We start from the raw sequence: 23,003 nt of genomic DNA, 5'->3' as shown, positions 1-23,003 counted from the left end.
CCCGCGAAAGCGGGAACCCATACTGAGTTTGCCCCGGACTCGCTGCATGGATTCCCGCTTTCGCGGGAATGACGATGAGCGATATCGCCTTAACTTAACGGCATTAGGATCTGACCCCGGAGCTGGGCTGATTCACACGCTGCCGGCGCGCTCAATGACCAGGATGCGCGCCGTGCCGCGCGGATGCGCCGAATGGGCGTCGCCTTCGCCGGCGTGGAAAATGTCGCCCGCTCGCAGGTGGACGACGTGCTCGATGCCGTCCACGCGGTAGTGCATGTCCACTTCGCCATCCATCACGGCAAACACCTCTTCACCGTCGTTGACGTGCCAGCCGTAGGGCTGGTCGGTCCAGTGCAGGCGCACAGTGGCATCCCGCATCGCGGCGATCGGGGTGGCGCCCCAGGCTCGATCGGCGGTGTAGTCCCTGCTGCGTACTATCTTCATGCTTTGTTCCAGTCGTATTCCATCTGCAGCGCGGTGCGCGCGGCCAGTTCGCGGCCAGCCAGCCGTTCGACCAGGTGCAGCGACATGTCCATGCCGGCCGAGATGCCGCCGGAGGTGACGATGCGGCCGTTGTCTATCCAGCGGTGGCCGGCCGGGATTTCCACGCGTGGGAAGGCGGCGCGCAGGTCGTCGATATCTTCCCAATGCGTGGTGGCTTGCTGGCCGTCCAGCAGCCCCGCCTGCGCCAGCAGGAAAGCGCCAGTGCAGACCGAGGCCACCAGTTCGCAGTCGCGCGCCATGCCGGCGATCCATGCGATGACTTCGGGCTTGGCCTGCTCCGCCGTCACCACGCCGCCGGGGACGATCAGCACGTCGATCCTGCCGGCGCTGTCGAAATCAGATTCGGGCTGCACGGCGAGGCCGGCGCGCGCGCGCAGCATGGCGGAGCGCTGGCCGATGGTGCGCACGCGGAACGGCGCCTCGGTGCCCGGCGCCAGCTTGGCGGCCACGCGCGTGGCACAGGTGAACACTTCGTACGGTCCGGCGAAATCGAGTACTTCAACGTCGTTGAAGACGTAGATGCCTATGGTGCGTGTCATGTGGATCTCCTTTGTCGATGAGGCCATCTTGCCGCCAAACGCATTGACATAAATGACATCGATAGTGGAATATCTGCCACATGACCAAACCTATCGACATCTGGCTGCTGGTGTTCCCCGGCTTCCTGCTGCTGGACGCCACCGGCCCCGCGCAAGTGTTCTCCACCGCGAACGACGAGGCGCGCGACGCCGGTCAGCCGGAGCCCTATCGCATCCGCATGACCGCGCCGGGCGGCGGGCCGGTGACGTCGTCTTCCGGCGTCAGCGTGCTGGCAGAGCCGTTGCCGCGCCGCAGCCTGGCCGGCGCCACCCTGATCGTCGCCGGCGGCCGCGGCCTCGATGGCGACGGCGCCGTGCTGGCGCCGGCCGCGATAAGCTGGGTGCGGCGCGCCGCCGGCGAGGTCGCGCGCTGCTGCTCGGTGTGCACCGGTGCCTTCGTGCTGGCGCGGGCCGGCCTGCTGGACGGCCGCCGCGCCGTCACCCATTGGCTCGACGCGGCCCGGCTGCAGGCGCAATACCCGGCCATCGAGGTGCAGGACGACGCCATCTACATCAAGGACGGGCCGGTCTACACGTCGGCCGGCATCGCCGCCGGCATGGACCTGGCGCTGAGCCTGGTGGAGGAGGACTGCGGCCGCGCCGCCGCGCTGGGCACGGCCAAGCGGTTGGTGGTGTTCTACAAGCGGCCCGGCGGCCAGCGCCAGTTCAGCTCCGAGCTGCTGGCGCAGGCCGATCCGCAAGGCTTGCATGGCCAGCTGACCGGCTGGCTGCGTCCGCGCCTGAAGCGGCAGATCGACGTCGAGCAGATGGCGGCGGCGTTCGCGCTGTCGGTGCGCACGCTGCACCGCCGGCTGCAGCGCGAGGCTGGCGTCTCGCCGGCGCAGCTGCTGCTGCGCTTGCGCATGGAGGCGGCGTGCGGCTTGCTGGAGCGGCCCGGCATGACGGTCAAGCGCGCGGCCAGCCAGAGCGGCTTCGGCAGCGAGTACAATCTGCGGCGCGCGTTTGCCGCGCAGCTGGGCGTGGTGCCCAGCGAATACCAGGCGCGCTTTGGCTGAATCGGGAAGATCGAATGCGGGAATTTGAAAAATGGGTGGCGCGCGTGCTGCTGCTCAACAGCGCGCTGGCGCTCGGTGTCAGCCTCGGCCTGCTGGGCGAGTCGCAGGAGGCGTCGGCGCTGCCGCTGCTGTACAGCGCGGCGATGCTGGGCTTCCTCGGCGCCGTGCTGTCGCTCAAGCGCTGGAAGCTGGGCCTGTGGGCCGGCGTGGCGTATTACGCGCTGCAGCTGTTCAGCTACTATCCCTTCGACGGCGGCTGGCACTTCGCGGTCAAGGCCGGCGTCAGCATCGGCCTGGTGATGCGCTTCCACGGCGGCGTGTTCATCGTCAACATGGTGGCCCTGGCGCTGCTGGCGGCCACCGCCGCCGTGCTGGTGTGGCGCTACCGGGAAGTCGTCGAGAAGACCTGACCGCCCAGGTAGCTGTAGTAGAAGCGTTCCTGGCTGGTCGAGATCAGCACGCGGTGGGCGCGCAGGAAATCGCGGCCCAGTATCATCTCGATGTTCTTGACGCCGAACTGCTGCAGGTTGTTGACGTCGGCGATGGCCAGGCGCGGCTTGCCGATGTTTTCTTCGCCGATCGTGAAGCTGTCGAAGGTGGCGTTCCACTTGGGCGTGTCCTTGCCGCTGATGCCGGTCACCGCGCCGCCTTCGCTCACGCCGGCGCCGCCCGGCTTGATACCCAGTTTGTCCGCCGTCTGCAGGTCGACCAGCGAATGGGCGGCGCCGGTGTCGATCAGCGCGCGGATCTTGCGGCCGTTGAGTTGGACTTGCACATAGGCGGCGGAGTGCTTGTCGGCCAGCTCCAGCGGCACGTCCAGCGCCTGCGTGTCCCAGTAGGCCAGCGACCTGTCGCCGCCGCAGCCGTCGTTGCGGAAGAACTTGAGCTGCTTGCCGGCCAGCGCGATTTCCAGGTCGGCCTGCAGCAGGTAGTCGGCGCCGACCAGACCGCCGTAGCCGGGGTAGTCGAGGCCATCGACCACCGGGAACCAGGTCTTGGCCACGCGCGCCGGGCCGATGATCACTTCCTCCGGCTGCGCCGCGAACTGCGCCGTGTCGCCGCCGATGCCGCGCACGCGGTTCAGCGTGCGGGTCAGCGGCTGCTGCTGGCGGTCCATCTCGGCGCGCGTCAGCTGCGTTTTGTGGGCGCCGGTGTCGATCAGCATGTGCACCGTCTTGCCGTTGATCTGGCCATCGATGAAGGGCGTGCCGGCCGCCTCGTAGATATTCAGGTCGAGCGCGGCCAGTTCGGTAAAGCGGCAATCGGCGTGGGCCTGGGCGGCGGCCAGCAACATGCCGGCCCCCAGCATGCGTTGCAGGATGGGGGCCATCATCAGTTCGGCTTGCGGAAGCGCAGGATGAACTGGTCGGTGTGGGCGCGGATGCCGGTTTCAAACACCTGGGCCGAGCGGTCGTCGGCCGGGTTGCGCAGCACCTGCGATTCGGCGTCCAGCACGAAGCCGGCGGCCAGCACTTCCTTCTTGACCAGCGCCTCGTCGATGCGGTGCAGCTTGGCCATGCCGGCATCGTCCAGGCCGGGCTGGGCCGAATGGTCCAGCACTATATAGTAGCCGCCCGGTTTCAGCGCCTCGAACACGGCCTTGTTCAGCTCGGCCGTGCCGGCGGCGCCGCTCCAGATGTGAATGTCGTGATAGTTCTGCGAGGTCCACACCAGGTCGGCCTTGACCGGCACGTTGAGCGAGGCGGCGCTGATCGCTTCATGCACGTTGGCGCGGCCCGGTTCGGCCGACACGGGCGGCGGCAGCGGCTTGCCCTTCAGGCGGTCCACCAGCACCTGCGGCGCGATCGCGTACACCGAACCCTTCGGGCCGACCGCCGTGCTGAACAGGCGGGTGAAGTAGCCGCGGCCGGCAAAGTAATCGACCACGACCTGGCCCGGCTGGACCTTGGCGAAGGCCAGCATCTCGGCCGGCCTGCGGTCGGCGTCGCGCGCCTTGTCGGCGTCCGGGCGGCCGGCATCGGCCACGGCGGCGGCGGCCAGCGGCGCCTGGCCGGCGGCACCGGCGTGGCCGGCGGCCAGTAGCAGGGCCATGGTGCTGCTCAGGCAAAGTAATTCAAGGGTGCGGCTTCTAGGCAACAGTTTCATTGTGAAAGTCTCCGTAGGTGGGTGAACCGGCTTTTCCCGCCTTAGCTGTGCAGGCGAGATCCGGATTATGCACCGGATATATCAAATTGACATTGCTTAACCCCTCTGTTCAGTCATCTGCTTGTCACACGGCAAGGGCAAAATGTCCGTATGGATATATTTTTCTGCCGGGAAAATGGCACTATCGACATGAAAGTTTCCTGACGAACTGTTTTTTTAGGTAACTTTTTTAATAAATAAACATTCTCCTATAGCAGGTTGCGAGAGAGAGACAGCGGTTGAAATAAATTCTTTTGGGAAATCTACTCAGATATAATCGGCCCTTGGAATCCTGCTGGAAGAGGCGTTCATCTGGTTCGAGCTTGGTTGGCCCGCAACTTAATGGCCAAAAGAAAAGTTTACTTAATGAAAGTCCAAATTCCGTCGTTATATACAGTACGGAGTAGTTTTTTCCGACAGCACCATAAAAATTTTGTTAAAAAAGTAACAAATCCACTACAGGGCTCGAGCATCAGACAAAAGCTGATCGCTCGAGTTGCTTTCTGAGCAGCCAGAGAAGTACCTCCAGGAGAAATAGTATGAGTTTCGCGACCAGTTTTACCACTGAGCAGATTGCCAGTTTCAGCACAGCCCAGATCATCACGCTGGCAACTGCCGACATTGCAGCGTTTAATTCTGACCAGCTGGCCGCGTTCACTACTGCGCAAATCCCCGCCTTCACGACTGCCCAGATTGCCGGAGGCCTGAACTCCACCCAGATCGCCTTCCTGACGACCAAGCAGGCCAACGCGCTGACCTCGACCCAGATCGCCGCGCTGCAAACCGCCGCCATCGCCGCGCTGACCACCAACGACGTCGCCGCGCTGGCCACGGCCACTATCGGCGGCATCACCGCCAACCAGGTCAAGGCGCTGACGACCGACCAAGTGGTCGCCCTGACCAGCAACCAGGCCGCGCAACTGAGTTCGACCCAGGTCGCTGCGCTGAGCACCAACGCCATCGGCGCCCTGGAAACCGCCGACCTGGCCGCGATCAAGACCGCCTCCATCGCCGTGCTGACCAGCGCCCAGGTGGCCGCGCTGACCACGGCGCAAGTCAATACGATGGGCACCGCTTCGGTGGCCGCGCTGAGCACCGCCGGCATCGCCGCGCTGAGCAGCGACCAGGCCGTCGCGCTGACCTCGGCGGAAATCGCCGCCATGAGCACCACGCAAGTGGTCGCGCTGTCGAGCAAGGCCCTCGGCGCGATTGAAACCGCCGACCTCGCCGGCCTGAGCACCAACGACATCGCCGCCCTGCGTACCTCGCAGCTGGTCGGCCTGGCCACCGCGCAAGTTGCCGCGCTGTCGACCAACCAGATTGCAGCGTTGAGCGCCGCCGCCATTGCCGGCCTGAGCACCGACCAGGTGGTCGCGCTGACCACCGCCCAAGCGAGCTCGCTGAGCACCGCGCAAGTGGCCGGCCTGAGCACCAAGGCCATCGCCGCGCTGGAAACGGCCGACTTCGCGGCATTGAAATCCGACGCGATTGCCGCGCTGAGCGCCGCGCAAGTCAAGGCGCTGACCACGAATCAAGTGGTCGCGCTGACCACGGCCGAAGCCGCCGCGCTGAGCACCGCGCAAGTGGCCGCGCTGTCGAGCGACGCCGTCGCCGCGCTGGAAACGGCCGACCTGTCGGCCATCAAGACGGCCGCCATCGCCGCCCTGAGCAGCGCCCAGGTCGCCGCGCTGACCACCGCCCAAGTCAACACGCTGGCCACCGCTTCATTGGCCGCGCTGAGCACCGCCGGCATCGCCGCGCTGACCACCAACCAGGTCGTTGCCCTGACCTCGGCCCAGCTGAGCAGCATGAGCTCGGCACAGGTTGCCGCGCTGTCGAGCAACGCCATCGGCGCGATTGAAACCGCCGACATCGTAGGCCTGACCACCGCCAACGTCGCCGCGCTGCGCAGCGCGCAGCTGGTGGGCCTGGCCACGGCGCAGGTCGCCGCGCTGTCGACCAACCAGATCGCCGCGCTGAGCACCGCCGCCGTGTCCGGCCTGACCACCGACCAGATCGTCGCGCTGACCACCGCGCAAGCGAGCTCGCTGAGCACCGCGCAAGTGGCCGGCCTGAGCACCAAGGCCATCGCCGCGCTGGAGACGGCCGATTTCGCGGCCTTGAAATCCGACGCCATTGCCGCGCTGAGCGCCGCGCAGGTCAAGGCCCTGACCACCGATCAAGTGGTCGCGCTGACCACGTCCGAGGCCGCCGCGCTGAGCACCGCGCAAGTGGCCGCGTTGTCGAGCAACGCCATCGCCGCGCTGGAAACGGCTGACCTGTCGGCCATCAAGACCGCCGCCATCGCCGTCCTGAGTTCCGCTCAAATTGCCGCGCTGACGACCAAACAAGTCAACACGCTGGCCACCGCTTCGCTGGCCGCGCTGAGCACCGCCGGCATCGCCGCGCTGACCACCGACCAGGTTGTCGCACTGACCTCGGCCCAACTGAGCAGCATGAGCTCGGCCCAAGTGGCCGCGCTGTCGAGCAACGCCATCGGCGCGATTGAAACCGCTGACATCGTCGGCCTGACCACCGCCAACGTCGCCGCGCTGCGCAGTTCGCAGCTGGTGGGCCTGGCCACGGCACAAGTCGCCGCGCTGTCGACCAACCAGGTCGCCGCGCTGAGCACCGCTGCCGTGTCCGGCTTGACCACCAACCAGATCGTTGCGCTGACGACCGCGCAAGCGAGCGCGCTGAGCACCGCGCAAGTGGCCGGCCTGAACACCAACGCCATCGCCGCGCTGGAAACGGCCGACTTCGCAGCACTGAAGTCCGACGCGATTGCCGCCCTGAGCGCCAATCAGGTCAAGGCGCTGACGACCGACCAAGTCGTCGCGCTGACCACGACCGAAGCGGCCGCGCTGAGCACCGCGCAGGTGGCGGCGCTGTCGTCCAACGCCATCGCCGCGCTGGAAACGGCCGATCTGTCGGCCATCAAGACGGCCGCCATCGCCGCCCTGAGCTCCGCCCAGGTCGCGGCCCTGACGACCAAACAAGTCAACACGCTGGCCACCGCTTCGCTGGCCGCGCTGAGCACCGCCGGCATCGCCGCGCTGACCACCGACCAGGTTGTCGCGCTGACCTCGGCTCAACTGAGCAGCATGAGCTCGGCACAAGTCGCCGCGCTGTCGAGCAACGCCATCGGCGCGATTGAAACCGCTGACATCGTCGGCCTGACCACCGCCAACGTCGCCGCGCTGCGCAGTGCGCAACTGGTGGGTCTGGCAACCGCACAGGTTGCCGCGCTGTCGACCAACCAGATCGCCGCGCTGAGCACCGCCGCCGTGTTCGGCCTGACCACCAACCAGATCGTCGCGCTGACCACCGCGCAAGCGAGCTCGCTGAGCACCGCACAAGTGGCCGGCCTGAGCACCAACGCCATCGCCGCGCTGGAAACGGCCGACTTCGCAGCACTGAAGTCGGACGCGATTGCCGCGCTGAGCGCCAATCAGGTCAAAGCGCTGACGACCAGCCAGATCGTTGCACTGACCACGGCCGAAGCGGCCGCGCTGAGCACCGCGCAAGTTGCCGCGCTGAGCACCGCCTCGGTTGCCGCGTTGGAAACGGCCGATCTGTCGGCCATCAAGACGGCCGCCATCGCCGCCCTGAGTTCCGCCCAGGTTGCCGCGCTGGGCACGACGCAAGTCAACACCTTGGCCACCGCTTCGCTGGCCGCGCTGAGCACCGCCGGCATCGCCGCGCTGACCACCGACCAGGTCGTCGCGCTGACTTCGGCCCAACTGAGCAGCATGAGCTCGGCACAGGTCGCCGCGCTGTCGAGCAACGCCATCGGCGCGATTGAAACCGCCGACATCGTCGGCCTGACCACCGCCAACGTCGCCGCGCTGCGCAGCGCGCAGCTGGTGGGCCTGGCCACGGCGCAGGTCGCCGCGCTGTCGACCAACCAGATCGCCGCGCTGAGCACCGCCGCCGTGTTCGGCCTGACCACCAACCAGATCGTGGCGCTGACCACCGCGCAAGCGAGCTCGCTGAGCACCGCACAAGTGGCCGGCCTGAGCACCAACGCCATCGCCGCGCTGGAAACGGCCGACTTCGCAGCACTGAAGTCGGACGCGATCGCCGCGCTGAGCGCCAATCAGGTCAAAGCGCTGACGACCAGCCAGATCGTTGCACTGACCACGGCCGAAGCGGCCGCGCTGAGCACCGCGCAAGTTGCCGCGCTGAGCACCGCCTCGGTTGCCGCGTTGGAAACGGCCGATCTGTCGGCCATCAAGACGGCCGCCATCGCCGCCCTGAGTTCCGCCCAGGTTGCCGCGCTGGGCACGACGCAAGTCAACACCTTGGCCACCGCTTCGCTGGCCGCGCTGAGCACCGCCGGCATCGCCGCGCTGACCACCGACCAGGTTGTCGCACTGACCTCGGCTCAACTGAGCAGCATGGGTTCCGCGCAAATCGGCGCCTTCTCCAGCAACGCCATCGGCGCGATTGAAACCGCCGACATCGTCGGCCTGACCACCGCCAACGTCGCCGCGCTGCGCAGCGCGCAGCTGGTGGGCCTGGCGACCGCACAGGTCGCCGCGCTGTCGACCAACCAGATCGCCGCGCTGAGCACCGCCGCCGTGTCCGGCCTGAGCACCAACCAGATCGTCGCACTGACCACCGCGCAAGCGAGCTCGCTGAGCACCGCACAAGTGGCTGGTCTGAGCACCAACGCCATCGCCGCGCTGGAAACCGCCGACTTCGCAGCACTGAAGTCGGACGCGATCGCCGCCCTGAGCGCCAATCAGGTCAAGGCGCTGACCACGAATCAAGTGGTTGCACTGACCACGACCGAAGCGGCCGCGCTGAGCACCGCGCAAGTTGCCGCGCTGAGCACCGCCTCGGTTGCCGCACTGGAAACGGCCGACTTGTCGGCCATCAAGACGGCCGCCATCGCCGCCCTGAGCTCCGCCCAGGTCGCCGCGCTGACCACCACGCAGGTCAACACGCTGGCCACCGCCTCGCTGGCCGCGCTGAGCACCGCCGGCATCGCCGCGCTGACCACCGACCAGGTCGTCGCGCTGACTTCGGCCCAACTGAGCAGCATGAGCTCGGCACAAGTCGCCGCGCTGTCGAGCAACGCCATCGGCGCGATTGAAACCGCCGACATCGTCGGCCTGACCACCGCCAACGTCGCCGCGCTGCGCAGCGCGCAGCTGGTGGGCCTGGCCACGGCGCAGGTTGCCGCGCTGTCGACCAACCAGATCGCCGCGCTGAGCACCGCCGCTGTGTTCGGCCTGACCACCAACCAGATCGTGGCGCTGACCACCGCGCAAGCGAGCTCGCTGAGCACCGCACAAGTGGCCGGCCTGAGCACCAACGCCATCGCCGCGCTGGAAACGGCCGACTTCGCAGCACTGAAGTCCGATGCGATCGCCGCGCTGAGCGCCAATCAGGTCAAAGCGCTGACGACCAGCCAGATCGTTGCACTGACCACGGCCGAAGCGGCCGCGCTGAGCACCGCGCAAGTGGCCGCGCTGAGCACCGCCTCGGTTGCCGCGCTGGAAACGGCCGATCTGTCGGCCATCAAAACGGCCGCCATCGCCGCCCTGAGTTCCGCCCAGGTTGCCGCGCTGGGCACGACGCAAGTCAACACCTTGGCCACCGCTTCGCTGGCCGCGCTGAGCACCGCCGGCATCGCCGCGCTGACCACCGACCAGGTCGTCGCGCTGACCTCGGCCCAGCTGAGCAGCATGAGCTCGGCGCAGGTCGCCGCGCTGTCGAGCAACGCCATCGGTGCGATTGAAACCGCCGACATCGTCGGCCTGACCACCGCCAACGTCGCCGCGCTGCGCAGCGCGCAGCTGGTGGGCTTGGCCACGGCGCAGGTCGCCGCGCTGTCGACCAATCAGATCGCCGCGCTGAGCACCGCCGCCGTGTCCGGCCTGACCACCAACCAGATCGTTGCGCTGACCACCGCGCAAGCAAGCTCGCTGAGCACCGCGCAAGTGGCCGGCCTGAGCACCAACGCCATCGCCGCGCTGGAAACGGCCGACTTCGCAGCACTGAAATCGGACGCGATCGCCGCCCTGAGCGTCAATCAGGTCAAGGCGCTGACCACGAATCAGGTGGTTGCACTGACCACGGCCGAAGCGGCCGCGCTGAGTACCGCGCAAGTGGCGGCCCTGTCGAGCGACGCCGTCGCCGCACTGGAAACGGCCGATCTGTCGGCCATCAAGACGGCCGCCATCGCCGCCCTGAGCTCCGCCCAGGTTGCCGCGCTGGGCACGACGCAAGTCAGCACCTTGGCCACCGCTTCGCTGGCCGCGCTGAGCACCGCCGGCATCGCCGCGCTGACCACCGACCAGGTCGTCGCGCTGACCTCGGCCCAGCTGAGCAGCATGAGCTCGGCGCAGGTCGCCGCGCTGTCGAGCAACGCCATCGGCGCGATTGAAACCGCCGATCTGGTCGGCCTGACCACCGCCAACGTGGCCGCGCTGCGCAGCGCGCAACTGGTTGGCCTGGCCACGGCGCAGGTCGCCGCGCTGTCAACCAACCAGGTCGCCGCGCTGAGCACCGCTGCTGTATTCGGCCTGACCACCAACCAGATCGTCGCACTGACCACCGCGCAAGCGAGCTCGCTGAGCACCGCACAAGTGGCCGGCCTGAGCACCAACGCCATCGCCGCGCTGGAAACGGCCGACTTCGCAGCACTGAAGTCCGATGCGATTGCCGCCCTGAGCGCCAATCAGGTCAAGGCGCTGACCACGAATCAAGTGGTTGCGCTGACCACGGCCGAAGCGGCCGCGCTGAGCACCGCGCAAGTGGCCGCGCTGTCGAGCGACGCCGTCGCCGCGCTGGAAACGGCCGACCTGTCGGCCATCAAGACCACCGCCATTGCCGCCCTGAGCTCCGCCCAGGTTGCCGCGCTGACCACCACGCAGATCAACAACCTGGCCACCGCCTCACTGGCCGCGCTGAGCACCGCCGGCATCGCCGCGCTGACCACCAACCAGGTCGTCGCGCTGACCTCGGCGCAGCTGAGCAGCATGGGTTCGGTGCAAGTCAACGCTCTGACCAGCAACGCCATCGGCGCGATCGAAACCGCGGATCTGGTCGGCCTGACCACCGCCAACGTGGCCGTGCTGCGCAGCGCGCAGCTGGCTGGCTTGGCGACCGCACAGGTTGCCGCGCTGTCGACCAACCAGATCGCCGCGCTGAGCACCGCCGCCGTGTCCGGCTTGACCACCAACCAGATCGTGGCGCTGACCACCGCCCAAGCGAGCTCGCTGAGCACCGCGCAAGTGGCCGGCCTGAGCACCAACGCCATCGCCGCGCTGGAAACGGCCGACTTCGCAGCACTGAAGTCGGACGCGATCGCCGCCCTGAGCGCCAATCAGGTCAAGGCGCTGACGACCAGCCAGGTCGTCGCACTGACCACGGCCGAAGCTGCCGCGCTGAGCACCGCGCAAGTTGCCGCGCTGAGCACCGCCTCGGTTGCCGCGTTGGAAACGGCCGACTTGTCGGCCATCAAGACGGCCGCCATCGCCGCTCTGAGCTCAGCCCAGGTCGCCGCGTTGGGCACTACGCAAGTCAACACGCTGGCCACCGCCTCGCTGGCCGCGCTGAGCACCGCCGGCATCGCCGCGCTGACCACCGACCAGGTCGTCGCACTGACCTCGGCTCAGCTGAGCAGCATGGGTTCCGCGCAAATCGGCGCCTTCTCCAGCAACGCCATCGGCGCGATTGAAACCGCCGACATCGTCGGCCTGACCACCGCCAACGTCGCCGTGCTGCGCAGTTCGCAGCTGGCAGGCCTGGCGACCGCACAGGTTGCCGCGCTGTCGACCAACCAGGTCGCCGCGCTGAGCACCGCCGCCGTGTCCGGTCTGAGCACCAACCAGATCGTCGCGCTGACCACCGCGCAAGCGAGCACCTTGGGCACCGCGCAGGTTGCCGCGCTGAGCACCAACGCCATCGCCGCGCTGGAAACGGCTGACCTTGCCGCCTTGTCGACCAACGCGGTTGCCGCGCTGAGCGCGAACCAGGTCAAGGCGCTGACCACCAGCCAGGTCGTGGCCCTGAGCACCGCCGAAGCGGCCGCGCTGAGCACCGCGCAAGTGGCCGCCCTGTCGAGCAACTCGATAGCCGCGTTGGAAACAGCCGACCTGTCGGCCATCAAGACGGCCGCCATCGCCGCCCTGAGCTCCGCCCAAGTCGCCGCGCTGACCACCGCGCAAGTCAACACGCTGGCCACCGCCTCGCTGGCCGCGCTGAGCACCGCCGGCATCGCCGCGCTGACCACCAGCCAGATCGTCGCGCTGACCTCGGCGCAACTGTCTTCGCTGGGCACCGCACAAGTGGTGGCGCTGAGCTCCAACAGCATCGGCGCGATCGAGACGGCCGACCTGGTTGGCCTGAGCACGATCGACGTCGCCGCGCTGCGCACCGCGCAGCTGGCCGGTCTGGCCACGGCACAGGTTGCAGCGCTGTCGACCGGCCAGGTCGCCGCGCTGGCCACCTCGGCCTTCGCCAGCGGTCTGAGCACTGCACAGATCTCCGCCTTGACCACCGCCCAGGCCGCATCGCTGAGCGTGAGCCAGGTTGCCGCGCTGTCGACCAACAACCTCGCCGCGCTGGCCACCGCCGCACTGGCTGCCTTCACCACCCAGGAAATCGGCGCGCTGACCGCCAACCAGCTGGGCGCGCTGAATTCCAGCCAGGGCGTGGCGCTGACCTCGACCCAGGTCGCCGCGCTGACCACCGCCCAGGCTGCCGGCCTGTCGACCGCGGCGCTGGCCGCGCTCGACACCGCCGACCTGGTCGCGCTGAGCACCGCCGCGATCGCCGCGCTGAGCACCAGGCAGTTCGTCACGCTGCGCACCGCTGAAATCGCCTCGCTCACCACCAACCAGGTGCACGCGATGACCTCGGCGCAACTGCATGCGATGACCACCGACCAGGTCCATGCGCTGACCACCACGCAGACCCAGGCGCTGTCGTTCCTGACCCCGGTCGCGCTGGACTTGAACGGCGACGGCGTGCAAACCACGGCGCTGGGCAAGGGCGTGCAGTTCGACCTGCTGGCCAACGGCAACAAAGTCAACACCGGCTGGACCGCCGGCGGCGACGGCCTGCTGGCCCTGGACCGCAACCATGACGGCGTGATCAACGACGGTAGCGAACTGTTCGGCTCCGGCACCACGCTGGCCAACGGCCAGAAAGCGGCCACCGGCTACCAAGCGATGGCGGAACTCGACACCAACGGCGACGGCACCATCGACGCCAAGGACAGCGCCTTCGCCGACCTGCGGGTCTGGGTCGACGGCAACACCGATGGCGTCAGCCAGGCCGACGAGCTGAAGTCGCTGGCCGACCTGGGCATCACCAAGCTCAACCTGGACGTCAAGGTGGGCGGGGCAGTCAACAACGGCAACATCCTGGGTCTGACCTCGACCTTCGAGACGGCCGACGGCGCCACCCATGCGGCGGCCGACGTGTGGTTCGCCACCACGCCGGCCAGCAACCTGAGCGGCAGCGTCAGCAACCTGGCGCAGGCGATGTCGGCCTTCGCCGGCTGCAGCACGCCGGCGGCCGCGGCGCCGAAGCTGGATATCCAGGGCAACGGCGTGGGCGGCAGCGTGGCCCAGCTGGCCGACGCGCTCAAGCAGTTCGACGCCAACGGCAAGCCGGTTCTCGGCGCCGAGAGCCAGGCGGCCACCGACAGCGCGCTGCGTCTGAAAGCGTTGCAGTCGCAGGGCGGCCACGGCTTCCTGGCGGCGCCCGGCAAGTAAAGTAGTACCCCGGCGCAAGCCGGATGTAGTGCCACGCGGCAGGGCTCAGGCCCTGCCGTTTGTCCCAAAAAAGTTGTTTTTGAGAAATCATGGCCCGGTTTTTGCATTGCACTGAGTAAACAAAAAAGCTTAATGCAGCGCAAAAAAGGGTCGCTTTGTACGTTCAGGGCGGTGGCCCGCCGGTTTTTGGGCCGTGATTGAATGAAACTATGCGCTGTTCCCTCGCTATTAAAATGTTAACCGGAGGCAAAATCATGGCTGGCGTATCCTAAAGTTGCCTTCGATATTGACGTTAAGAACTAAAGTGCGCGATTTCGTGATCACGCGCATGTAAAACGCAAAGAAATTCCAGTAGCACCCAATTCAGATGGAGCCGCGGGCGAGACCTGTCGGCTCCATCATCTGTCTGTATAGAACTGTGCAGTGCCCCAAGGAGAATGGAAATGAGCCTCGTAACAAGCATGAGTACCGACCAGATCGCAGCTCTGTCGACCCAAACCATTGCTGCCCTCGCTACCAGCGATATCGTAGCGCTCAATTCAGACCAGACTCGGGCATTGACGACCGATCAGGCGGTGGCGCTGACCACCACCCAGATCGCCGCACTGACCACCAAGCAAATGTCGAACGGCTTGACGACCGACCAGATCGTCGCGCTGAGTTCCAATCAGGTAGGTGTGCTGAGCTCGGCTCAGGTCAACGCCATGGCGACCGCCTACATTGCCGCCCTCGAAACGGCCGACTTCGCCGCACTGAAATCGGGTTCGATCGCCGGCCTGTCGACCGGCCAGCTGGCCGCGCTGACCACCGACCAGGTCGTCGCGCTGACCACCAGCCAGGCCAACGCGCTGAGCAGCGCCCAAGTCGCAGGCTTGAGCACCAACGACATCGTGGCCATGGAAACGGCCGATGTGCTGGCGCTGAAAACCGTCGTCATCGCCAGCCTCAGCACCAGCCAGATGGCCGCGCTGACCACCGACCAGGTAGCCAGCCTGTCGACCGCGCAAGTCGCGTCGCTGAGCACCGCCAACCTGGCATCCGGCCTGACCACCGACCAGATCGTCGCCATGAATTCCAACCAGCTGGGCACGCTGAGCACCGCCCAGTTCGGCGCGCTGGGCACCAGTGCCGTGGCCGCGATTGAAACGGCCGACCTGGTCGCCCTGAAAACCAGCCTGATCGCATCGATCAAGTCGTCGCAGCTGGCAGCCCTGACCACCGACCAGCTGTCGAACCTGACCACCACCCAGATTTCCGCGCTGACCACCGCCAGCATGACCGCGCTGAGCACCGACCAGGTCGTCGCGCTGACGTCCAACCAGGCTGCCGCGCTGACGTCGCAGCAAATCGGCGCGCTGTCGACCAACGCCATCGCCGCGATTGAAACGGCCGATCTGGCCGCGCTGAAGACCGCCGTCATCGCCGGCCTGTCGACCGCCCAGGCCAAGGCCCTGACCACCGACCAGATAGTGGCGCTGAGCGCCGGCCAGGTCGGCGCGCTGAGCACCGGCCAGGTGGCCGCGCTGGGTACCGCCTCCATCGCCGCGATTGAAACGGCCGACATCGGTTCGCTGAAGAGCGCCGCCATCGCCGCGCTGAGCACCGCGCAGACCGCCGCGCTGACCACCGACCAGATCGGCGCACTGGGTACCGCGCAAGTGGCGGCCATCACCACTGCCAACGTTGCCGCCCTGACCACCGACCAGATGGTGGCCCTGACCTCGAACCAGCTGGGCGTGCTGAGCACCGCGCAATTCGGCGCACTGACGACCGGCGACGTGGCCGCCATCTCCACCGCCAACATCGTCGGCCTGAAAACCGCGATCATCGCCTCGCTGAAGACCGCGCAGCTGGCGGCGCTGACCACCGATCAACTGTCGAACCTGACCACCAACCAGGTCGCCGCCATCACCACCGCCAACATCGCGGCGCTGAGCACCGACCAGGTTGTCGCGCTGACGTCCAACCAGTTCGGCGCCCTGAGCTCGGCCCAGGTGAGCGCCTTCAGCACCAACGACATCGCCGCCATTGAAACGGCCGACCTGGCCGCACTGAAAACCGGCGTCATCACCGCGCTGACCAGCAGCCAGACCAAGGCCCTGACCACCGACCAGATCGTCGCCCTGAGCAGCAGCCAGGTCGGCGCACTGACCAGCGGCCAGGTCGCCGCGCTGGGCACCGACGCCATCGCCGCGATTGAAACGGCCGACCTCGGCGCGTTGAAGACCTCGGCCATCGCCGCGCTGAGCACCGCGCAGACCGCCGCGCTGACCACCGACCAGATCGTCGCGCTGAGCACCGCGCAAGTGGCCTCGATGACCACCGCCAACCTGGCCTCGGGTCTGTCGACCGACCAGATCGTGGCGCTGAGCTCGAACCAGCTGGGCGCGCTGAGCACCGCGCAATTCGGTGCGCTGTCGACCCAAGACATCGCCGCCATCGAGACCGGCGACATCGTGGGCCTGAAAACCGCGATCATCGCCTCGCTGAAAACCGCGCAACTGGCGGCTCTGACCACCGACCAGCTGTCGAACCTGACCACCAGCCAGATCGCCTCGATCACCTCGGCCAACATCGCCGTGCTGACCACCGACCAGGTTGTCGCCCTGACGTCCAACCAGATCGGCGCCCTGAGCTCGGCGCAACTGAGCGCCTTCAGCACCAACGACATCGCCGCGATTGAAACGGGCGACATCGGCGCGCTGAAATCGGCCGTCATCGCCGGCCTGACCAGCAACCAGACCAAGGCCCTGACCACCGACCAGATCGTCGCCCTGAGCAGCAGCCAGATCAGCGCGCTGTCGAGCTCGCAAGTTGCCGGCCTGAGCACCGCCGCCATCGCCGCGATTGAAACGGCCGACGTCGGCGCGCTCAAAACGGCCGCCATCGCCGCGTTGAGCACCGCGCAGACCGCCGCGCTGACCACCGACCAGATCGTTGCGCTGAGCACCGCGCAGGTCTCGGCTTTCACCACCGCTGATCTGGCTGCAGGCCTGACCACCGACCAGATGGTGGCGCTGAGCTCGAACCAGCTGGGCGCGCTGAGCACCGCGCAATTCAACGCGCTGTCGACCGGCGACGTGGCCGCCATCTCGACCGCCAACATCGTCGGCCTGAAAACCGCGATCATCGCCTCGCTGAAGACCGCGCAGCTGGCCTCGCTGACCACCGACCAGCTGTCGAACCTGACCACCAGCCAGATCGCCGCCATCACCACCGCCAACATCGCGGCGCTGAGCACCGACCAGGTTGTCGCGCTGACGTCCAACCAGTTCGGCGCCCTGAGCTCGGCGCAGCTGAGCGCCTTCAGCACCAACGATATCGCCGCGATTGAAACGGCCGACATCGGCGCGCTGAAATCGGCGGTCATCGCCGGCCTGACCACCAGCCAGACCAATGCCCTGACTACCGACCAGGTGGTGGCGCTGAGCAGCGCCCAGATCGGCGCCTTGAGCAGCGCCCAAGTCGCCGGCCTGAGCACCGCCGCCATCGCCGCGATTGAAACGGCCGACGTTGGCGCACTGAAAACGGCCGCCGTCGCCGCGATGAGCACCGCGCAGACCGCCGCGCTGACCACCGACCAGATCGTTGCGCTGAGCACCGCGCAAGTGGCCTCGATGACCACCGCCAACCTGGCCTCGGGCCTGTCGACCGACCAGATCGTGGCGCTGAGCTCGAACCAGCTGGGCGCGCTGAGCACCGCGCAATTCGGTGCGCTGTCGACCCAGGACATCGCCGCCATCGAGACGGCCGACATCGTGGGCCTGAAAACCGCGATCATCGCCTCGCTGAAAACCGCGCAACTGGCGGCGCTGACCACCGACCAGCTGTCGAACCTGACCACCAGCCAGATCGCCTCGATCACCTCGGCCAACATCGCCGTGCTGACCACCGACCAGGTTGTCGCCCTGACGTCCAACCAGATCGGCGCCCTGAGCTCGGCGCAACTGAGCGCCTTCAGCACCAACGACATCGCCGCGATTGAAACAGCCGACATCGGCGCGCTGAAATCGGCCGTCATCGCCGGCCTGACCAGCAACCAGACCAAGGCCCTGACCACCGACCAGATCGTCGCCCTGAGCAGCAGCCAGATCAGCGCGCTGTCGAGCTCGCAAGTTGCCGGCTTGAGCACCGCCGCCATCGCCGCGATTGAAACGGCCGACGTCGGCGCGCTCAAAACGGCCGCCATCGCCGCGCTGAGCACCGCGCAGACCGCCGCGCTGACCACCGACCAGATCGTTGCGCTGAGCACCGCGCAGGTGGCCTCGATGACCACCGCCAACCTGGCCTCGGGTCTGTCGACCGACCAGATCGTGGCGCTGAGCTCGAATCAGCTGGGCGCGCTGAGCACCGCGCAATTCGGTGCGCTGTCGACCCAGGACATCGCCGCCATCGAAACCGGCGACATCGTGGGCCTGAAAACCGCGATCATCGCCTCGCTGAAGACCGCGCAACTGGCGGCCCTGACCACCGACCAGCTGTCGAACCTGACCACCGCGCAAGTGGCGGCCATCACCACCGCCAACATCGCGGCACTGAGCACCGATCAGGTTGTCGCGCTGTCGTCGAACCAGTTCGGCGCCCTGAGCTCGGCACAACTGAGCGCCTTCAGCACCAACGACATCGCTGCGATTGAAACGGCCGACATCGGCGCGCTGAAATCGGCGGTGATCGCCGGCCTGAGCACCAGCCAGGTCAAGGCGCTGACCACCGACCAGATCGTCGCCCTGAGCAGCAGCCAGATCGGCGGCCTGACCAGCGGCCAGGTGGCCGCCCTGAGCACCGGCGCCATCGCCGCGATTGAAACGGCCGACCTCGGCGCGTTGAAGACCTCGGCCATCGCCGCGCTGAGCACCGCGCAGACCGCCGCGCTGACCACCGACCAGATCGTTGCTCTGAGCACCGCGCAAGTGGCTTCGATGACCACCGCCAACCTGGCTTCGGGCCTGTCGACCGACCAGATCGTTGCGCTGAGCTCGAACCAGCTGGGCGCGCTGAGCACCGCGCAGTTCGGTGCGCTGTCGACCCAGGACATCGCCGCCATCGAGACGGCCGACATCGTGGGCCTGAAAACCGCGATCATCGCCTCGCTGAAAACCGCGCAACTGGCGGCGCTGACCACCGACCAGCTGTCGAACCTGACCACCAGCCAGATCGCCTCGATCACGACCGCCAACATCGCGGCCCTGACCACCGACCAGGTCGTCGCGTTGTCGTCGAACCAGTTCGGCGCCCTGAGCTCGGCACAACTGAGCGCCTTCAGCACCAACGATATCGCCGCGATTGAAACGGCCGACATCGGCGCGCTGAAATCGGCGGTGATCGCCGGCCTGAGCACCAGCCAGGTCAAGGCGCTGACCACCGACCAGATCGTCGCCCTGAGCAGCAGCCAGATCGGCGGCCTGACCAGCGGCCAGGTGGCCGCCCTGGGCACCGACGCCATCGCCGCGATTGAAACGGCCGACCTCGGCGCGTTGAAGACCTCGGCCATCGCCGCGCTGAGCACCGCGCAGACCGCCGCGCTGACCACCGACCAGATCGTCGCGCTGAGCACCGCGCAAGTGGCCTCGATGACCACCGCCAACCTGGCTTCGGGTCTGTCGACCGACCAGATCGTGGCGCTGAGCTCGAACCAGCTGGGCGCGCTGAGCACCGCGCAATTCGGTGCGCTGTCGACCCAGGACATCGCCGCCATCGAGACCGGTGACATCGTGGGCCTGAAAACCGCGATCATCGCCTCGCTGAAGACCGCGCAACTGGCGGCCCTGACCACCGACCAGCTGTCGAACCTGACCACCGCGCAAGTGGCGGCCATCACCACCGCCAACGTCGCGGCCCTGACCACCGACCAGGTTGTCGCGCTGACGTCGAACCAGTTCGGCGCCCTGAGCTCGGCACAACTGAGCGCCTTCAGCACCAACGATATCGCCGCGATTGAAACGGCCGACATCGGCGCGCTGAAATCGTCCGTGATCGCCGGCCTGAGCACCAACCAGGCCAAGGCCCTGACCACCGACCAGATCGTCGCCCTGAGCAGCAGCCAGATCGGCGGCCTGACCAGCGGCCAGGTGGCCGCCCTGAGCACCGGCGCCATCGCCGCGATTGAAACGGCCGACCTCGGCGCGTTGAAGACCTCGGCCATCGCCGCGCTGAGCACCGCGCAGACCGCCGCGCTGACCACCGACCAGATCGTTGCGCTGAGCACCGCGCAAGTGGCCTCGATGACCACCGCCAACCTGGCCTCGGGTCTGTCGACCGACCAGATCGTGGCGCTGAGCTCGAACCAGCTGGGCGCGCTGAGCACCGCGCAATTCGGTGCGCTGTCGACCCAGGACATCGCCGCCATCGAGACCGGTGACATCGTGGGCCTGAAAACCTCGATCATCGCCTCGCTGAAAACCGCGCAACTGGCGGCGCTGACCACCGACCAGCTGTCGAACCTGACCACCGCGCAAGTGGCGGCCATCACCACCGCCAACGTCGCGGCCCTGACCACCGACCAGGTCGTCGCGCTGTCGTCGAACCAGTTCGGCGCGCTGAGCTCGGCACAACTGAGCGCCTTCAGCACCAACGATATCGCCGCGATTGAAACGGGCGACATCGGCGCGCTGAAATCGGCGGTGATCGCCGGCCTGAGCACCAACCAGGTCAAGGCGCTGACCACCGACCAGATCGTCGCCCTGAGCAGCAGCCAGATCGGCGGCCTGACCAGCGGCCAGGTGGCCGCCCTGAGCACCGGCGCGATCGCCGCGATTGAAACGGCCGACCTCGGCGCGCTGAAGACCTCGGCCATCGCCGCGCTGAGCACCGCGCAGACCGCCGCGCTGACCACCGACCAGATCGTTGCGCTGAGCACCGCGCAAGTGGCCTCGATGACCACCGCCAACCTGGCCTCGGGTCTGTCGACCGACCAGATCGTGGCGCTGAGCTCGAACCAGCTGGGCGCGCTGAGCACCGCGCAATTCGGTGCGCTGTCGACCCAGGACATCGCCGCCATCGAGACCGGTGACATCGTGGGCCTGAAAACCTCGATCATCGCCTCGCTGAAAACCGCGCAACTGGCGGCCCTGACCACCGACCAGCTGTCGAACCTGACCACCGCGCAAGTGGCGGCCATCAGCACCGCCAACGTCGCGGCCTTGAGCACCGACCAGATTGTGGCCCTGACGTCCAATCAGCTGGGCGCCCTGAGCTCGGCCCAGTTCAGCGCCTTCAGCACCAACGATATCGCCGCGATTGAAACGGCCGACATCGGCGCGCTGAAAACCGCCACCATCGCCGGCCTCAGCACCAGCCAGGCCGCGGCGCTGACCACCGATCAGGTGGTTGCCCTGAGCAGCAGCCAGATCGGCGCCTTGACCAGCGCCCAGGCCGCGGGCCTGAGCACCGGCGCCATCGCCGCGATTGAAACGGCCGACATCGGCGCGTTGAAAACCGCAGCCATCAGCGGCTTGCGCAGCGCCCAGCTGGCTGCCTTGTCGACCGACCAGATCGTTGCGCTGAGCACCGCGCAAGTGGCCTCGCTGACCACCGCCAACCTGGCCAGCGGCCTGACCACGGATCAAGTGGTGGCGCTGTCGTCGACGCAGATCGGTACCCTGAGCACGGCGCAAGTGAGCGCGCTGAGCACCGGCGCCGTGGCCGCGATTGAAACGGCCGACATCGGCGCGTTGAAGACCTCGGTGATCGCATCGCTGCGCTCGGCCCAGGTCGCGTCGCTGACGACCGACCAGGTGGGCGCGCTGTCGACCGCCCAGGTCGCCGCACTGAGCACCGCCAACATCGCCTCGGGTCTGACCACCGACCAGGCTGTTGCGCTGAGCTCGAACCAGGTCGGCGCGCTGAGCACCGGTCAGGTGGCCGCCCTGGCGACTGCCGCGGTGGCGGCGCTGGGTACCTCTGACATGGCTGCGCTGAAGACCAATATCGTGGCGTCGTTGCAGACCGCGCAGATCACCGCGCTGACGACCGATCAGATCGTTGCGCTGTCGAGCCAGCAGCTGCAAGCGTTGACGACCGGCCAGATCAAGGCACTGTCGACCAACCAGCTGGTGGCGATCGAGACCCAGGACTTCGTCGGTCTGAAAACCTCGGCCATCGCTTCGCTGAGCACCGCGCAGCTGCGTAGCCTGACGACCGACCAGATCCACGCGATGACGACCTCGCAAGTGTGCTCGATCACCAGCGCCCAGGTGCCTGGCCTGTCGACCGACCAGATCGCGGCACTGCCTTCGCCGCTGGGTACGCCGATCGTGCTGGACCTGAACGGCAACGGCATCAACACCCTGGGCCTGTCGGCTGGCGTGAACTTCGATCTGCTGGCTAACGGCAGCAAGGTCAACACCGGCTGGGTGGGCGGCGGCGATGGTCTGCTGGCCCTGGATCGCAACGGCGACGGCGTGATCAACGACGGTAGCGAACTGTTCGGTTCCGGCACCACGCTGGCCAACGGCCAGAAAGCCACCAACGGCTACGCTGCGCTGGGCGAGCTGGACACCAACGGCGACGGCACCATCGACGCCAAGGACAGCGCCTTCGGCAACCTGCGTGTCTGGGTCGACGGCAATGCCGACGGTGTCAGCGAGGCCGACGAGCTGAAATCGCTGGCCGACCTGGGCATCACCAAGCTGAACCTGGATTCGAAACAAAACGCGTCGCTCAACAACGGCAACATTGTTGGCATCACGTCGACCTTCGAGACCAGCGACGGCGCCAGCCACGCAGCGGCGGACGTCTGGTTCCAGATGAGCACGACGGTGGCGGCCAGCCTGAGCTCCTCGGTCAGCGGCCTGTCGGCAGCGATGTCGAGCTTCAGCGCGGCAGCGGCGACGGTGACCACCACCGCCAAGCTGGAAGTGCCGAACAGCGTCAACACGGCAGTGGCCGCGATGGCGGATGCGATCAGCAATTACGACAACAAGCTGACCGCGACCTCCAACGCCGCTTCCACCGAGGAAACGCTGCGACTGAAAGCGCTGCAAGGCGGCAACCACAGCGGTTTCCTGGCTGCCAAGTAATCAGCT

General features: G+C 67.2%; 8 protein-coding genes. 4 read left to right on the top strand and 4 right to left on the bottom strand.

Features of this window, described 5'->3' with window-relative positions:
• Nucleotides 1-132: 132 nt before the first annotated feature.
• Complete coding sequence (locus ACSQ3S_RS00410; RefSeq protein WP_413447707.1) at nucleotides 133-444, bottom strand: cupin; 312 nt, start codon at nucleotides 442-444, stop codon at nucleotides 133-135.
• The gene (locus ACSQ3S_RS00405; RefSeq protein ID WP_436141283.1) at nucleotides 441-1,043 is read right to left on the bottom strand and encodes a DJ-1/PfpI family protein; all 603 of its coding nucleotides are present in this window, start codon (nucleotides 1,041-1,043) and stop codon (nucleotides 441-443) included. Before ACSQ3S_RS00405 ends, ACSQ3S_RS00410 begins: the two co-directional genes overlap by 4 nt.
• Nucleotides 1,044-1,123: 80 nt before the next feature.
• On the opposite strand from ACSQ3S_RS00405, the gene ACSQ3S_RS00400 reads away from it, so the two are divergent.
• The gene (locus ACSQ3S_RS00400) at nucleotides 1,124-2,098 is read left to right on the top strand and encodes a GlxA family transcriptional regulator (protein ID WP_436141282.1); all 975 of its coding nucleotides are present in this window, start codon (nucleotides 1,124-1,126) and stop codon (nucleotides 2,096-2,098) included.
• Nucleotides 2,099-2,112: 14 nt separating this feature from the next.
• Nucleotides 2,113-2,508 (top strand): hypothetical protein, encoded by a 396-nt coding sequence (locus ACSQ3S_RS00395; RefSeq protein ID WP_353401443.1) that lies wholly within the window; start codon nucleotides 2,113-2,115, stop codon nucleotides 2,506-2,508.
• On the opposite strand, the gene ACSQ3S_RS00390 is transcribed toward ACSQ3S_RS00395, so the two are convergent.
• The gene (locus ACSQ3S_RS00390; RefSeq protein WP_176653456.1) at nucleotides 2,481-3,431 is read right to left on the bottom strand and encodes a retroviral-like aspartic protease family protein; all 951 of its coding nucleotides are present in this window, start codon (nucleotides 3,429-3,431) and stop codon (nucleotides 2,481-2,483) included. The genes ACSQ3S_RS00395 and ACSQ3S_RS00390 overlap by 28 nt on opposite strands.
• Nucleotides 3,431-4,150 (bottom strand): class I SAM-dependent methyltransferase, encoded by a 720-nt coding sequence (locus tag ACSQ3S_RS00385; RefSeq protein WP_436141281.1) that lies wholly within the window; start codon nucleotides 4,148-4,150, stop codon nucleotides 3,431-3,433. Before ACSQ3S_RS00385 ends, ACSQ3S_RS00390 begins: the two co-directional genes overlap by 1 nt.
• A 632-nt stretch (nucleotides 4,151-4,782) precedes the next feature.
• Here ACSQ3S_RS00385 and ACSQ3S_RS00380 point away from each other — a divergent pair.
• Nucleotides 4,783-13,980 (top strand): heme utilization protein, encoded by a 9,198-nt coding sequence (locus ACSQ3S_RS00380; protein ID WP_436141280.1) that lies wholly within the window; start codon nucleotides 4,783-4,785, stop codon nucleotides 13,978-13,980.
• 443 nt (nucleotides 13,981-14,423) lie between these two features.
• Nucleotides 14,424-22,997, top strand: coding sequence for a heme utilization protein (locus tag ACSQ3S_RS00375; protein ID WP_436141279.1), 8,574 nt, complete (start codon nucleotides 14,424-14,426; stop codon nucleotides 22,995-22,997).
• Nucleotides 22,998-23,003: the final 6 nt, after the last annotated feature.

The sequence above is a fragment of the Duganella sp. LjRoot269 genome (assembly GCF_964254095.1).
GTDB classification, from domain to species: Bacteria; Pseudomonadota; Gammaproteobacteria; order Burkholderiales; family Burkholderiaceae_D; genus Rugamonas; species Rugamonas hordei.
The sequence above is the reverse complement of the archived record's forward strand: the minus strand, read 5'-3'. Positions and strand labels throughout refer to the sequence as shown.